This is a genomic window from Streptomyces sp. NPDC040432, from assembly GCF_055595445.1.
This window is the reverse complement of record NZ_JBVIVP010000026.1, coordinates 53,472-66,937: the sequence shown is the minus strand read 5'-3', so window position 1 is coordinate 66,937 and position 13,466 is coordinate 53,472. Positions and strand designations below refer to the sequence as shown.

General features: G+C 72.9%; 14 protein-coding genes. 6 read left to right on the top strand and 8 right to left on the bottom strand.

All coding sequences use genetic code 11. From position 1 onward, the window contains the following. Complete coding sequence (locus tag ACZ58N_RS33510; RefSeq protein ID WP_471167712.1) at window positions 1–1,089, bottom strand: DNA alkylation repair protein; 1,089 nt, start codon at window positions 1,087–1,089, stop codon at window positions 1–3. A 271-nt stretch (window positions 1,090–1,360) separates the two neighbouring features. Here ACZ58N_RS33510 and ACZ58N_RS33505 point away from each other — a divergent pair, with 271 nt between their 5' ends. After that, a complete protein-coding gene (locus tag ACZ58N_RS33505; RefSeq protein WP_471167709.1) occupies window positions 1,361–2,920 on the top strand; it encodes an APC family permease in 1,560 nt (519 codons plus the stop codon). A 262-nt stretch (window positions 2,921–3,182) separates the two neighbouring features. Beyond that, window positions 3,183–3,464 (top strand): hypothetical protein, encoded by a 282-nt coding sequence (locus ACZ58N_RS33500; RefSeq protein WP_471167706.1) that lies wholly within the window; start codon window positions 3,183–3,185, stop codon window positions 3,462–3,464. 75 nt (window positions 3,465–3,539) lie between these two features. On the opposite strand, the gene ACZ58N_RS33495 is transcribed toward ACZ58N_RS33500, so the two are convergent. Together ACZ58N_RS33495 and ACZ58N_RS33490 are read right to left on the bottom strand one after the other, a co-directional pair. Beyond that, entirely contained in the window at window positions 3,540–3,938 is a 399-nt protein-coding gene (locus tag ACZ58N_RS33495) for a VOC family protein (RefSeq protein WP_471167703.1), read from the bottom strand. 112 nt (window positions 3,939–4,050) lie between these two features. After that, window positions 4,051–4,431, bottom strand: a complete 381-nt coding sequence (locus ACZ58N_RS33490) for a VOC family protein (protein WP_471167700.1) — start codon at window positions 4,429–4,431, stop codon at window positions 4,051–4,053. Between the two features lie 163 nt (window positions 4,432–4,594). Here ACZ58N_RS33490 and ACZ58N_RS33485 point away from each other — a divergent pair, with 163 nt between their 5' ends. After that, window positions 4,595–4,933, top strand: coding sequence for a hypothetical protein (locus tag ACZ58N_RS33485; protein WP_471167698.1), 339 nt, complete (start codon window positions 4,595–4,597; stop codon window positions 4,931–4,933). A 176-nt stretch (window positions 4,934–5,109) separates the two neighbouring features. Then, window positions 5,110–5,274: a hypothetical protein gene (locus ACZ58N_RS33480; RefSeq protein WP_471167695.1), complete on the top strand. Its 165-nt coding sequence runs from the start codon at window positions 5,110–5,112 to the stop codon at window positions 5,272–5,274. A gap of 94 nt (window positions 5,275–5,368) precedes the next feature. Here ACZ58N_RS33480 and ACZ58N_RS33475 read toward each other — a convergent pair whose 3' ends face one another. The 3 genes from ACZ58N_RS33475 to ACZ58N_RS33465 form a co-directional block, all read right to left on the bottom strand. Then, entirely contained in the window at window positions 5,369–5,620 is a 252-nt protein-coding gene (locus ACZ58N_RS33475; protein ID WP_471167693.1) for a hypothetical protein, read from the bottom strand. Between the two features lie 75 nt (window positions 5,621–5,695). Next, entirely contained in the window at window positions 5,696–6,160 is a 465-nt protein-coding gene (locus ACZ58N_RS33470) for a hypothetical protein (RefSeq protein WP_471167691.1), read from the bottom strand. 93 nt (window positions 6,161–6,253) lie between these two features. Next, complete coding sequence (locus tag ACZ58N_RS33465; protein ID WP_471167688.1) at window positions 6,254–7,114, bottom strand: TIGR03619 family F420-dependent LLM class oxidoreductase; 861 nt, start codon at window positions 7,112–7,114, stop codon at window positions 6,254–6,256. Between the two features lie 93 nt (window positions 7,115–7,207). Between ACZ58N_RS33465 and ACZ58N_RS33460 the strand changes: the two genes are divergently transcribed. After that, window positions 7,208–7,948, top strand: coding sequence for a PaaI family thioesterase (locus ACZ58N_RS33460; protein WP_471167685.1), 741 nt, complete (start codon window positions 7,208–7,210; stop codon window positions 7,946–7,948). A 211-nt stretch (window positions 7,949–8,159) separates the two neighbouring features. Here the strand turns inward: ACZ58N_RS33460 and ACZ58N_RS33455 are convergent, their stop codons facing one another. Further along, on the bottom strand, window positions 8,160–9,488 hold the full coding sequence (locus ACZ58N_RS33455) for an ADP-ribosylglycohydrolase family protein (RefSeq protein ID WP_471167683.1): 1,329 nt from the start codon (window positions 9,486–9,488) through the stop codon (window positions 8,160–8,162). 223 nt (window positions 9,489–9,711) lie between these two features. Between ACZ58N_RS33455 and ACZ58N_RS33450 the strand changes: the two genes are divergently transcribed. Next, window positions 9,712–10,797 (top strand): tyrosine-protein phosphatase, encoded by a 1,086-nt coding sequence (locus tag ACZ58N_RS33450; RefSeq protein WP_471167680.1) that lies wholly within the window; start codon window positions 9,712–9,714, stop codon window positions 10,795–10,797. A gap of 67 nt (window positions 10,798–10,864) precedes the next feature. Here ACZ58N_RS33450 and ACZ58N_RS33445 read toward each other — a convergent pair whose 3' ends face one another. Continuing rightward, window positions 10,865–13,456: a bifunctional FO biosynthesis protein CofGH gene (locus ACZ58N_RS33445; protein WP_471167677.1), complete on the bottom strand. Its 2,592-nt coding sequence runs from the start codon at window positions 13,454–13,456 to the stop codon at window positions 10,865–10,867. Window positions 13,457–13,466: the final 10 nt, after the last annotated feature.

Sequence of the window (13,466 nt, the reverse complement as noted above, 5' to 3'; positions counted from 1 at the left end):
TCAGGACGCGTCGAGGGAGAACCCGGCCTCGCCCCGGACCCGACCGTTGACCTGGAGCTGCACCAGGTGCTCCCCGGAGTGGTAGCGGCGGGTGGTGATCGGCTTGAAGGAATGACGCCGTGAGCCGGTGAGCGTTTCCCCGGGCGCCAGGGCGCGGGTGGTGAGCTTGAAGACCTTCGGGGTGCGGGTCCCGTTGGCCTTGACGTGGTGGATCACGTAGTCGATGACCAGCTCGGCGGGGCGCGGGCCGGTGTGCGTGACCTCGTACGTGAAGACGAGGTGCCCGCCGACGGCGACGCTCGGGGTGGCCACGACCGGTCCGCGCACCGTGACGGGGACATCGGGTGAGTGCCCCAGCAGCGTCAGCGCGCCGGGATGGCCGGCCTTGATCAGGGTGCGCAGCCCGTGCCGGACGACGCGGTCCGTGGCACCGGCGGTGCCGTCCCGCCACGCGGCGGCGGTCTCGACCGCGAGGTCGGGGTGGTCGCGGCTGATGTCGTTGAGGTGGTTGGAGACGGACCGGCGCACGTACTCGGACGCGTCTGCGTGGAGGGCGTCCAGTACGGGGACGGCCGGCCGCGGGTCGGCGATGAACGCCGGTAGCTGCGGGGCCCAGGGGAGCCGGGGCCGCGTCCCCTCACTGGCGAGCCGGCGAACGTGCGGGTCGGGGTCGTCCGTCCACGTCCGTACGACGGCCAGCGCGCGCCCGGGGTCGGCGCGCAGGAACGGACGGACGGCGGATTCGGCGGTGAGGCGGGGGGTGAGGTCGCGGAGCAGGGCGAGTCCGGGTTCGAAGGCGGCCAGTCCGCGCACGGCGACGGCCTCGTTGACCGGGAAGGTCATCCAGCCGGCGAAGTCGGGGTCCTCCAGGGCCGTGCGGACGACGGCCTCGAAGGCGGGCCAGTCGTCGGGCAGGTCGGTCAGGACGGCATCGCGGACGGCAGTGACGCGAGCCCCGTAGCCGAGGCCGTCGAGGGCTCCGGCGCAGGTGAGCAGGGCGGGGGAGCGGGGCGCGCGGGCCGCGCGGGCGAGCACCCGGGCCAGGTTACTGACGGTATCCGCGCTGAGGAGCTCGTCGGCTGTGGGCATGTGGCCATTGTGGCGGTAGGGGCCTTGGTGGCGGCGGCCCGAAAATTTGCACGGGAAAGTTTTGAAAGGTGCAAAACGGGCACCGCTGCGGTTTCCGCATTCCGGAAGGTTTGGCCTCGGGCCTTCCGAAGCGCGATTGGATGCCTGAGTGAACCTTGTATTGCAGGAGTGTGAACAGTCCAGACCTCGGGATTCCAAGGGATTTAGGCCTGTGGAGTACTGGACTTAAGTCTTCCGAATGAGGAAACCGCAGCATCTAACGTCCTTACCCATGACACAGCTGGACGTTCGGCCTCGGGTCGGAGACACGGTAAGCGGCGTCGCCGAGGGCGACGTTCGCGGCAAGGGCCTCGGCAAGGGGTCCGTCGGACTGGTGGGAAGCGCCGTCATCGGCATCTCCACCGTCGCCCCCGTCTACTGCCTGACCTCGACCCTCGGCTCCACCGCCGGTGAGGTCGGCATGCAGATGCCGGCGATCTTCCTCGCCGGTTTCCTGCCGATGCTGCTGGTCGCCTTCGCCTACCGCGAGCTCAACAAGGCCATGCCGGACTGCGGCACCTCCTTCACCTGGACGGTGAAGGCCTTCGGCCCCCGCATCGGCTGGATGTGCGGCTGGGGCCTGGTGATCGCCACGATCATCGTGCTCTCCAACCTCGCCGGCGTCGCGACCTCCTACTTCTGGCTCCTGGCCGGCGAGATCACGGGCAACGCGTCGATCGCGGCCCTCGACGACAACAAGCTCGTCCACATCGTCACCTGCCTCACCCTGATCGCCGCCGCGACCGCCATCAGCTACCGCGGGATGACCGCCACCAAGGGTGTCCAGTACACCCTGGTCGGCCTCCAGCTCGTCGTCCTGGCCCTCTTCGTCGCGATGGCCTTCCAGAAGGCCTCGGCCGGCTCCTTCGACACCGGGATCGACTTCTCCTGGTCCTGGATGAACCCCTTCGCGGTCGAGTCCATGGCGGCCTTCACCGCCGGACTCTCGCTCTCGATCTTCATGTACTGGGGTTGGGACGCCTGCCTGGCGACCAACGAGGAGACCACCGGCTCCGCCAAGACCCCGGGCCGCGCCTCGCTCATCGCGATGATCGTCCTCGTCGGCTCCTACCTGGCCACCGGCGTCGCCGCCCAGATGGCCGTCGGATCCGGCGCCACGGGCCTCGGCCTCGGCAACCCGGAGACCTCCGACAACGTCTTCGCCGCCCTCGCCGGGCCCGTCATGGGCCCCGTGCTCGGCATCCTGCTCTTCGTCGCGGTCCTCGCCTCGGCGACCGCCTCGCTCCAGACCACCTTCATCCCCGTGGCCCGCACGGTCCTCGCCATGTCCACGTACGAGGCCCTGCCGCCCTCCTACGCCAAGGTCCACGAGCGCTTCAAGACCCCGGGCCGCGCCACCGTCATGGCGGGCGTCGCCACCGGCCTCTTCTACACCGTGATGACCCTGGTCAGCGAGAACGTCCTCACCGACACGATCTTCGCGCTCGGCCTGATGATCTGCTTCTACTACTCGCTGACGGCCTTCGCCTGCGCCTGGTACTTCCGCGGCGAGCTGCGCCGCTCCGCCCGCGACCTCTTCTTCAAGGGCGTCTTCCCGGTCCTCGGCGGCCTGCTCCTCGCCACGGTCTTCTTCAAGACCCTGATCGACATGTGGAACCCGTCCTACGGATCCGGCTCCACCGTCCTCGGCGTCGGCAGCGTCTTCGTCATCGGTGTCGGCCTGCTCGCCCTGGGCCTGGTCATCATGATCGTCACCGAGCGCCGCAGCCCCGCCTTCTTCCGCGGCGAGGTCCTCACCAAGTCCACGCCGGCGCTGGTGGTCGAGGACTGACGAAACCCCGCCCCACCCCGTCGTTCGTTCCGTGTCATCCCTGCGGCCCCCACCGGTACCGGTGGGGGCCGCAGGCGTTCGGCCGGGTGCCGGGTGCCGGGTGCCGGGTGCCGGGTGCCGGGTGCCGGGTGCCGGTCGGTGGGCGCACCGGTCCCGTTGCGGCCGGCGCGGTGCGAACGGCCGTGTCGACGCCGTGGCGGGTTCCCACCGACCCCGCAGTGACCCGGGGCGCGGCGGGGTCGTTGGGTGGGGCATGAATGCCATGAAGCGCACCCTTTCCGCCCTGGTCCTCTCCGGCGGCGCCGCCCTCGCACTCACCCCCGTCGCCGCCCACGCCGACGAGGCCCCGGTCCAGGCGCCCCCCATCACGCAGCGCGTCACCGACATCGTCGACCACCCGGGACAGGCCGTCCAGGACACCAGGACGGCCGTGGCCGTGACCTCCCAGGCCGCCGGCACCGCCTCCGAGGCCACCGGGGCCTCCCTCGCCGGCGCGGGCGGCGCCCTGTCCGCCGGCCTCCCCAAGGCCCCGGGCGTGAGCTGACCCCACCCGTCGGTCCGCCCGCCGTGCCGAGCACCGGCCGCCACCCCGCAGGGTGACGGCCGGGCCGGCGGCGGCTCAGCCCCAGGTGCGGGAGCAGAGCACCAGCCGGTAGCCGTCGGGGTCCACGACGGTGACCCCGTGCTCGTCCCAGTACGGGTTGTGGGAAGCCACCCGGGTCCCGCCGCAGTCGAGCAGGCGCTGCACGAGGGCCTCGTCGGGGGTCCGCCCGAGGTAGACGACGAACAGGTCGTCCACGGTGGGCGCGGGCACGATCGGGTTCTGGGGATCGAGGGTGAGCTCGAAGTGCCAGCCACCCCCGGAAGGCCCGACCATCAGCAGATCGTGCTCCCCCCGGACCTGCCCCGAGGTTCGCCAGAGGACGTCGAGCCCGAGTCCGTCCACGTAGAAGCGCTCGGCGGCCTCCAGGTCGAGGGACGGCCGCGCGACGCGGATGTGGGTCCGTGAATCGATCATGCCGGGAGGCTACGGGCCCGACGCCGGAGGCGGTGGAACGGGAGCCGGATGTGTCAGGTGGCGGAGCCGTCACCGGCGTGAACGCCCGCACCTACAGGCCCGGGCCCGTGGGTCAGCTGTCCTGACCCCGCTCGGCCGCGCTGCGCTCGACGCAGAACTCGTTGCCCTCGGGATCGGCCATGGTCACCCAGCCCGTCCCGTCCGCGTTCCGCCGGTCGCCGACGACCGTGGCACCCAGGGCGAGGATGCGCTCCACCTCCTCGTCACGGGTCCGGTCCTGCGGCTGGAGGTCGAGGTGCACGCGGTTCTTCACCGTCTTGGCGTCGGGCACCGTCACGAACAGGACCGCCGCCCCGGAAGCGGTGACCAACGCCTCGGGGTCGCCGGGAAAGTCGTCGTCGGAGACCGAACCGTCAAGGGCCGCGGCCCAGAACTGCGCCAGGCTGTAGGCGTCGGAACAGTCGATGGTGATGTGTCGCACGAGTGAGGCCATGGCCCGCACTATCGATCACCCGCCCGACCGGTGTCCATCGACTTCGGCGGTCGCCGGGAGGCGTGGGTGGGGTCGGTGGAGTACCGCCCCGCCCTGGTCCGGAGCGAGGGCACGCCCGGAAAAGCAGGTGCGGGGCGGCTTCGGGGACGCCTAGCTTGAGGCGGTGAGCAGCGACTATCCCTTCGCCGACGGCTACAACCTTGCCTGGGATCTGACCGGCTTCGGTGGCGCGGACGAGGAGCTGGTCGAGTCCGTCTGCCTCTCGCGGGAACAGTTCCTGGCGATCAGGCACCTCTTCGCCCTGGGTGACGATCACTGGATGGTGGCGGGCGAATACCGCGTGGCTCCCGCGATATGGGCGCATGTGCGGGCCGCCGTGCCGGGTGTCCGGTTCGAGCGTGACACCGACTACTTCCTGGGCGCCCGTCAGGCCTTGCCCGACGGGCGTTTTTGGCGTCCGGCCGCCGGTGCGACCTCGCCGGGCCCGGTGCCGCCGCCTTGAGCGGCCCGTCGCCACTGTCGCGGCCGTCGCAACAGCTGCCCCCCATCACGGAATTGACGGCCGCGGCACGTCGCCGGAAACCACCTGCGGCTACCCCTCGTGTTTAAGGTGTCCCGTTCTGGTAACACTTGGTAGTGATCTGCAATCAGTACCCGGCGAAAGAGAAGGAGATGACCATGGCTACCGCGCTCATCCTCCTCGCGGTCGTTGCTCTCATCGCGCTCCTGGCCGCGGCCCCTGCCGCGCCCGTGAAGCGCAACCAGTTCCCCCGGACCGCTGGTACGCGCCGGCTTCGTACCGTGCCCGCGCCGCGTCGCGGGTACCGCCGCAGCGGCGGCTGACGCCCGGCGGCACGCGCCTGGTTCGGACGCGGGGGCCCATCCCCTGGTGGGGGTGGGCCCCCGGCCTGTCCGCACGGTGGGGCGCACCGGGCGGCTACGTGTCCGTCGTCCGGATGCTGACCTCGTAGCGCGTGGTGTGCGTCAGGCGGTCGCACAGGACGTCCAGGCGGGTGTCCTCGGCGCGGATGGTGCCCGACCGGGTGAGTTCGTCGATGTAGGCGCGGAGTTCCCTCCGGTCCTCCGTCGAGAAGACGTGTTCCCACCGCGCCGACGCGTGCGCGGCGCTCTGCGCCTCGGCCTGCCGGCGCGCCCTCTCCCTACGTCTGTGCTGTCCCGGCACGCTCACCCCCGGTCGGTGTCGTCGTGGGTCCGGTGGGTCCTGCCCGCCCCCCGGTGCGGCTGTTCCTGTCGGGCGCGGCGGCTACTTCGGGAGGGCGGGGAGGGAGGGGAGCTTGCCCGGCTCGCTCTTCTGGAAGGTGTCGGTGCCGGCGGCGCCCTCCCAGGTGACCTTCAGGGTGGTGGCGTCGACGGAGTCGACCTTGCCCTTCGCGCGCTGGGCGCCGGCGGGGCACTTCAGGTCGATGGTCTTGCCGTTGGTGGTGCCCTCGCAGGTGAGACCGGTGGCCGCCTCGACGACGAACGCGATCTGGCCCTTGACGGTCAGGATGACGCCCTTGCCCGGGTTGGCCATGGCGATCCAGCCGCCCTCCAGGCTGCCGCCCTTGGCGTCGCCGGCCGGTGCCGGGTTGCCGGGCGCGGGAGTCGACGAGGCGCCCCCGGCGGGCTTTTCGGCGGTCGGGGTGCTCTCGCCGCCGCAGCCGGTCAGGGTCAGGACGGCCACGGCGGCGGTGGCGGCGGCGACGGAGAGGCGCAGGTGGTTGAGCACGGGAAGTCCCCCAGGTAAGGCGAGTTGATCGGCGGAACGCGCCAAACTACCAGCCATTCGGGTGAGGGTCGGAACCCCGCGCGGGGCGGCGCGTCACAGGTAGGGGGCGAAGCCGTCCAGGGTGCGGAGGATCTCCGCCTCGCGGGCGGAGGGGAGTTGGAGGACGACTTCCTCGATGCCCAGTTCGGCGTAGTGGGCCAGCTTGCCGGGGCTGGGTTGGACCGCGTACGGGACCACCTGGAGGGTCTTGGGGTCACGGCCCGCAGCCTCCCAGGCCTGCCGCAGGACCGGCAGGGATTCGGTCAGGCCGCGGCCGCCGATGGGGAGCCAGCCGTCGGAGTGGTCGACGATCGCCGAGAAGAGCTTCGGTCCGGCAGACCCGCCGATCAGGGTCCGCGGCCCGTACAGGGGCTGTCCGGCGGTGAGTTCGCGGGGGACCTGGACCGGCTTGGGGTGGGCGGAGCTCGCCCGGACCGAGCCGTACGGGCCTTCGTGGGCGGTGGGTCGCGGGGCCCACAGGGCGCGCATCAGGGCCATGTTGTCGCGGACGCGTTCGCGGCGGGAGGGCCAGTCGACCCCGTGGTCGGCGGCCTCCTCGACGTTCCAGCCGTAGCCGATGCCGAGGGTGACGCGCCCGCCGCTGAGGTGGTCGAGGGTGGCGACCTGCTTGGCGAGGCCGATCGGGTCGTGCTGGGCGACGAGGGTGATGCCGGTCCCGAGGTGCAGCCGCTCGGTGACGGCCGCGGCCTGGCCGAGGGCGACGAACGGGTCGAGGGTGCGCCCGTACTGCTCGGGGAGGTCGCCGCCCATGGGGGCGGGCGTGGCACGGCTGACGGGGATGTGGGTGTGCTCGGGGAGGTACAGGCCGGAGAAGCCGCGCTCTTCGAGGGAACGGGCCAGCCGGGTGGGGGAGATGGTCAGGTCGGTGAGGAAGATGGTCGTGGCGATCCGCATGGGCGCGTGCACCTCCGAGACGTGGGAGGGCCACGGTAAGGCCTCGCGGGCGAGGCCGGCAGGGGCACACGAAGGCGTGGAGAGGTGGATGGTGTGAAGGGCACGGAGACGATCACGGTGCCGGAGGCGTTGCACGGCTATCCGGGCGTGGCGTTCGGAGGTTACGTCGCCGGGTTGCTGGCCGCGCGGATGGCGCCGCCGGCCGCGGGGGAGGCGGTACGGGTGGACTTCCGGCGGCCGGTGGCGACGCGGACGCCGGTCCGGCCGGAGCGGGGTCCCGAGGGGGTGTCCCTGCTGGACGAGGACGGGACGCTGCTCGCCGCCGCCGTGGCGGTGGCGGCGCCGGCCGGGGCGCTGCCCGCGCCGCCCTCCTGGGCGGAGGCCGTGAAGGCCGCCGATGCCTACCGGGCGGATCCGCCGGACGGGCAGGTCGACTGTTTCGGCTGCGGTCTCGGCCGGACTCCGGCGACGGGGCTGCGGCTGCACTGCGGACGGGTGCCCGGCCGGGACCTGGTCGCCGCGGCCTGGACGCCCGGGGCCGAACTCGCCGGTCCGGACGGGATGTTGCCGGCCGAGCTGGTGTGGGGGGCGTTGGACTGTCCCGGCAACGCGGCCGGTCGGCTGCTCGCGGACGGTCCGGCGGGCGCGGTCACGGCCTCCCTGACGGCGCGACTGCTGCGGCCCGTGCCGGTGGCCGGGGAGGGGCTGGTCTCCTACTCCTGGCTGCTCGGGGTGGACGGGCGCAAGTGCGAGGTGGGTACCGCACTGGCCGCGCCGGACGGTGAACCGTACGCGTTCGCGCGCGCGTTGTGGATCCGGCCGAGGCCGGCATAACGGACGTGGACGGCGGGCCGCCCGGTGCGAGCGGGCGTCCCGCCCGCCGGTGCGCATCCCGCCCGGGGTCCGTGCCGTGCCGGAACCCCGTCGGGGCATCGGCCCGGGGCATCGGCTCCCGGGTGCCGGCCCCCGGCGGCGTGACCGCGCGGGTCGCAGCGGTGGAGCCGGACCCTCACGGGCGGGGGAGACGACCCCCGCCCGCGGGCCCTCAGGCGCGCGGGTAGCGGGCCAGCCAGCCGGGGGCGGAGGCGGAGGGGCCGTGGAGGGCCGGGCCCTGGGTCATTTCGAGGGCGAAGTCGTCGGCGAGTTCCAGGATCGTGGCGCGGCCTTCCAGATCGGCGAGCCAGGCGGGTGGCAGGGCCGTTTCGCCGTGGAGGGCGCCGAGCAGGGCTCCGCACAGGGCGCCGGTGACGGTGGAGTCGCCGCCGTGGTTGACGGCGAGGCGCAGCCCGTGCGGGATGTCCTCGGCGACGAGGGCGCAGTACACGGCGACGGCGAGGGCGTCCTCGGCGTCGCGGCCGTCGCCGGGGGAGAGGGATTCGACGGCCTTGGGGCTCGGCACCTGGAGGGTGACGGCCGCGACGGCCCGTTGCAGGGCGTCGGTGACCGGCTGGTGGCCGGGGCGGGTCCCGAGCAGGCCGAGGGCGCGCTGGACGGCGGCGTCGAGGCTTTCGCCGCGGGTCAGGCCGTGGACGATGACGGCGAGGGCGCCGGCGGACAGGTACGCGGTGGGGTGGCCGTGGCTCTGGGTGGCGCACTCGACGGCGAGTTGGAGGACGAGGGCGGGTTCCCACCCGACGAGCAGGCCGAAGGGCGCCGAGCGGACGGTCGCGGCGGCGTCGCGCGCGGTGGGGTTCTTCGGCTGTTCCAGGGTGCCGAGGATGTCGTCGGCGAAGCCGGTCAGGCAGGCGCGGTCGGGGCCGCGGCGGGCGTAGAGCCACTCCTCGCGGGCGAGCCAGCCGTTGTCCTTGCGGCGTTCGTCCGGACCCCAGTCGTGTTGGGTGGCGGCCCAGCGCAGGTAGGCGCGGTGGACGTCGGTCGGCGGGTGCCAGCCGCCGGTGTCACGGCGTACGTGGGCCCGGATGAGGCCGTCGACGGTGAACAGGGTGAGCTGCGTGGAGGCCGTGACGGTGCCGCGGCGGCCGTGGGCGGGGGCCGGTTCGGTCAGGCCGGCCAGGCCGTGGGTCTCGCGGATCCCGCTCAGGGAGAGGCCGGCGACGGGTGCGCCGAGGGCGTCGCCGATGGCGGTGCCGAGGAGGGTGCCGCGTACCCGGCTGCGGAAGTCCTGTTGTTCGGTCCGTCCCCACGGGGCGGTGGCCACCCCGGCGGACGTGGCCGGGCCGGGGCCGGCGGTGGCCGGTGGTGCCGTGCGGGCCGGAGCGGTGCTCGGCGCGGTTCCGGCCGGCGCGGCGGGTGCGGCCGGTGTGGTCGCCGAGCCGTCGGGCGTCGCGCCGTCGGGCGTCGCGCCGTCGGGCGCCGCGGATTCCGGCGCCGCCCCCGCAGGCGCCGCCGCCGCTCTTGACATGGTTGTGTCCATGGCTGATTCCCCCCAGGGTTCGGCGTGACTTTAGTGGACAGGTCCGGTCGATTCCGGAAGGAGTCCGTCAGCTCGCCCGTAAGTGACCGGAGAACGGCCGGAACAAGAACATTTTCGGCCGTCGTCCCATCATGTGGCACGTTTTGCCAGTCGCCTTCGTGCTGGCTGTTTCCGGCCACGCCTCGTTCACTGCGTGTTCGTCGGCGGCCCACAGCCTCGGGGCATGAAGAAGGCACTCCTCGCCGCGACCGTCGTCGCCTCCGCGCTCACCACCTCCCTGGTCGTGATCCCCTCCGCCTCGGCCTCGGGCCGGGACCTCCCCCGGCACGAAGGCCACCACGGAGGCCGTTCCGACATCCCCTTCACCGAGGCCGGCGTCACCGCCTCCGGCGACGGCTCCTTCACGCTGACCTGGAACGCCGAGGGCACCAAGCGCGTCGAGATCAGGGCGAACGGCAAGGTCGTCGCCAAGGGCGGCGCCCAGGGCCGGGCCGTGGTCAAGGGTCTGCCCGCCGCCGACCGCCAGTGGTTCGACTTCGAGCCGGAGCGCGGCGAGGGCCTGCGCCTCGCCGACCGCCTGATCCCGCTGGAGGGCACCGCCAACTTCCGTGACGCGGGCGGCTACCGCACCACCGACGGCCGGTGGGTGCGGATGGGCGAGGTCTACCGGTCCGACGCCCTCGACAAGCTCACCGCCGACGACCTCGCCAAGCTCCGGCGGCTGCGCGTGAGGACCGTCTTCGACCTGCGCATGGAGGACGAGCGCGCCAAGGCCCCCGACAAGGTCCCGGCGGGCGCCACGCACGTCGTCGCCGACGTCTTCGCCGGCTCCGGTTCCTTCGAGAGCCTGCCCCGGACCCCCGACGAGGCCGTCAAGGCCATGGTCGACGCCGAGCGGAACATGGTCGCCGGCCCGGGCGGCAGGAAGGCCTACACCCAGGTCTTCGAGGGCATCGGCAACGACCGCTCCCGCTCCGTCCTCTTCCACTGCACCGCCGGCAAGGACCGTACGGGGTGGGGGAACGCCGCGCTGCTGACCGCCCTCGGCGTCCCCCGCGCCACCGTCGAGGCCGACTACCTGGCCAGCAACGACTACCGCAAGGCCGCCAACGACGCGATCCTCGCCCACCTGCCGCCCCAGCAGGCCGCCGTCTACAAGCCCCTCCTCGACGTCCGTCCCGAGTACCTGAACGCGGGCTACGACGAGGTCAAGGCCAAGTACGGCACCTTCGACCGCTACTTGAAGGACGGCCTCGGCATCGACTCCCGCGAGCTGCGCGAACTCCGCCGGGACCTGCTCGTCGGCTGACCCGCTCCCGACGGGAAGCACGCGGGAGCCCGGCCGGAGCGGCCGGGCTCCGCACGCGTACGACCGGTCAGTCCAGGACCGGCAGCAGATCCGGCAGGTGGCCGTCCGACGCGAGGGCCGCGTCCCGGCGCTCCTGCGGCACCTCGCCGTAGAGGGTCGTACGGGCCTTCGCCGGCCGGCCCGCCGCCTCCGCGACCGCGATCAGGTCCCGGACCGACTTGTACGAGCCCCAACCGGATCCGGCCATCCGGGAGATGGTCTCCTCCATCAGGGTGCCGCCCAGGTCGTTGGCGCCGGAGCGCAGCATCTCGGCCGCGCCCTCCGCACCCAGCTTCACCCAACTGGTCTGGATGTTGGTGATGTGCGGGTGCAGCAGCAGCCGGGCCATCGCCGTGACCGCCCGGTTGTCGCGGACCGTGGGACCGGGCCGGGCGATGCCCGCCAGGTAGACGGGCGCGTTGGTGTGGATGAAGGGCAGCGTCACGAACTCGGTGAAGCCCTCCACGCCCTTCGACAGGGCGGCCTCCTGGATCCGCACCAGCGTCCGGAAGTGGCCGAGCCAGTGCCGGGGCTGGTCGACGTGGCCGTACATCATCGTCGACGAGGAGCGGATGCCCAGCTCGTGCGCCGTGGAGATGACGTCGATCCAGTCGGCCGTCGGCAGCTTGCCCTTGGTGAGGACCCACCGGACCTCGTCGTCCAGGATCTCCGCCGCCGTGCCCGGGATGGAGTCCAGCCCGGCCTCCTTGGCCGCCGTCAGCCAGTCCCGCACGGACAGGCCCGTGCGGGTGGCGCCGTTCTCGACCTCCATGGGGGAGAAGGCGTGCACGTGCATGCCGGGGACGCGTTCCTTCACCGCCCGCGCGATGTCGAAGTAGGCGGTCCCGGGCAGGTCCGGGTGGATGCCGCCCTGCATGCACACCTCGACCGCGCCCACGTCCCAGGCCTGGGCCGCCCGGTCGGCGACCTGGTCCAGGGAGAGGGTGTAGGCGTCGGCGTCCGTGCGGCGCTGCGCGAAGGCGCAGAAACGGCAGCCGGTGTAACAGACGTTGGTGAAGTTGATGTTCCGGGTGACGACGTACGTCACCTCCTCGCCCACCACCGACCTGCGCAGGTCGTCGGCGATCCGGCACAGGGCGTCCAGCGCGGGGCCGTCCGCGTGCAGCAGGGCCAGGGCCTGCGCGTCGGTCAGCGCGGTGGGGTCGTCGGCGGCCTGCGCCAGTGCGGCCCGCACGTCGGTGTCGATGCGCTCGGGCACCATGCCGGGGGCGGCTGCCTCGCGCAGCGCCTCCCAGTCGCCGTAGACGTGGTCGAAGTCCTCGCGGCGGTCGCCGGTGCGGCCCTCGGTGTCGATGGTGGTGTGCAGGTCGGTGCGGCCGTACGCGGCGAAGCCCTCGTCGGGCTCCTGCCAGGGGCGTCCCTCGACCTTCGCGGACTCGTTCGCCATGCCCGTGTCCGGGTCGGCCAGGGCACGGACGTGCGGCAGCAGCCGGGGGTCCAGCCAGGGCTCCCCGCGCCGCAGGAACTCCGGGTAGACGGTCAGGCGTTCGCGGAGCTCGAAGCCGGCGGCGGCGGTCCGCGCGGCCAGCTCCTCGATGTGCGGCCAGGGCCGCTCCGGGTTGACGTGGTCGGGGGTCAGGGGGGACACCCCGCCCCAGTCGTCGATGCCCGCGCCGATGAGCAGCGCGTACTCGGCGTCCACCAGGTTCGGCGGGGCCTGGATGCGGGCGCTCGGGCCGAGGATGTGCCGGGCGACGGCGATGGCGGCGGCCAGCTCCTCCAACTCCGCGTCGGGCATGCCGCGCATCGCGGTGTCCGGCTTGGCGCGGAAGTTCTGGACGATGACCTCCTGGAGGCCCTGGTAGCTGCGCTGGATCCGGCGCAGCTCGAAGAAGGCGTCGGCGCGCTCCTCGTAGGTCTCCCCGATGCCGATGAGGACGCCGGTGGTGAAGGGGACGTTGGAGCGGCCGGCGTCCTCCAGGACGCGCAGCCGTACGGCCGGGTCCTTGTCGGGGGAGCCGTGGTGCGGGCCGCCGGGCTCGGACCACAGGCGGCCGGCGGTGGTCTCCAACATCATGCCCATCGACGGGGCGACGGGCTTGAGGCGCTGGAGTTCGGACCAGGTCATGACGCCGGGGTTGAGGTGGGGGAGCAGCCCCGTCTCCTCCAGGACCCGGATCGCCATCGCCCGTACGTAGGCGAGGGTGTCGTCGTATCCGTGCGCGTCGAGCCACTCGCGGGCCTCGGGCCAGCGGTCCTCGGGGCGGTCGCCGAGGGTGAACAGGGCTTCCTTGCAGCCCATGGCCGCGCCCTCGCGGGCGATGTCCAGGACCTCGTCGGGCGACAGGTACATGCCGTGGCCGGCGCGGCGGAGCTTGCCGGGCACGGTGACGAAGGTGCAGTAGTGGCACTTGTCGCGGCAGAGGCGGGTGAGGGGGATGAAGACCTTGCGCGAGTACGTGATGACGCCGGGGCGGCCGGCGGCGGCGAGTCCGGCGTCCCGGACCCGGGCCGCGGAGGCGGCGAGGTCCTTGAGGGCCTCGCCGCGTGCCCGCAGGAGTACGGCTGCCTCGGTCGCGTCCAGCGCGACGCCGTCGCGGGCCCGCCGCAGCGCGCGCCGCATCGCGTTGTCGGTCGGGGCGTCACTCGGAGTGGTCATGGGGCGAGCA

Excerpts from the sequence above, each read along its gene's own strand:
- ACZ58N_RS33500 (WP_471167706.1), top strand. The coding sequence starts at position 3,183 with ATGAAGCGCACCCTTTCCGCCCTGGTCCTCTCCGGCGGCGCCGCCCTC.
- ACZ58N_RS33480 (WP_471167695.1), top strand. The coding sequence starts at position 5,110 with ATGGCTACCGCGCTCATCCTCCTCGCGGTCGTTGCTCTCATCGCGCTC.
- ACZ58N_RS33490 (WP_471167700.1), bottom strand. The coding sequence starts at position 4,431 with ATGGCCTCACTCGTGCGACACATCACCATCGACTGTTCCGACGCCTAC.
- ACZ58N_RS33445 (WP_471167677.1), bottom strand. The coding sequence starts at position 13,456 with ATGACCACTCCGAGTGACGCCCCGACCGACAACGCGATGCGGCGCGCG.
- ACZ58N_RS33505 (WP_471167709.1), top strand. The coding sequence starts at position 1,361 with ATGACACAGCTGGACGTTCGGCCTCGGGTCGGAGACACGGTAAGCGGC.
- ACZ58N_RS33455 (WP_471167683.1), bottom strand. The coding sequence starts at position 9,488 with ATGGACACAACCATGTCAAGAGCGGCGGCGGCGCCTGCGGGGGCGGCG.
- ACZ58N_RS33465 (WP_471167688.1), bottom strand. The coding sequence starts at position 7,114 with ATGCGGATCGCCACGACCATCTTCCTCACCGACCTGACCATCTCCCCC.
- ACZ58N_RS33450 (WP_471167680.1), top strand. The coding sequence starts at position 9,712 with ATGAAGAAGGCACTCCTCGCCGCGACCGTCGTCGCCTCCGCGCTCACC.
- ACZ58N_RS33495 (WP_471167703.1), bottom strand. The coding sequence starts at position 3,938 with ATGATCGATTCACGGACCCACATCCGCGTCGCGCGGCCGTCCCTCGAC.
- ACZ58N_RS33510 (WP_471167712.1), bottom strand. The coding sequence starts at position 1,089 with ATGCCCACAGCCGACGAGCTCCTCAGCGCGGATACCGTCAGTAACCTG.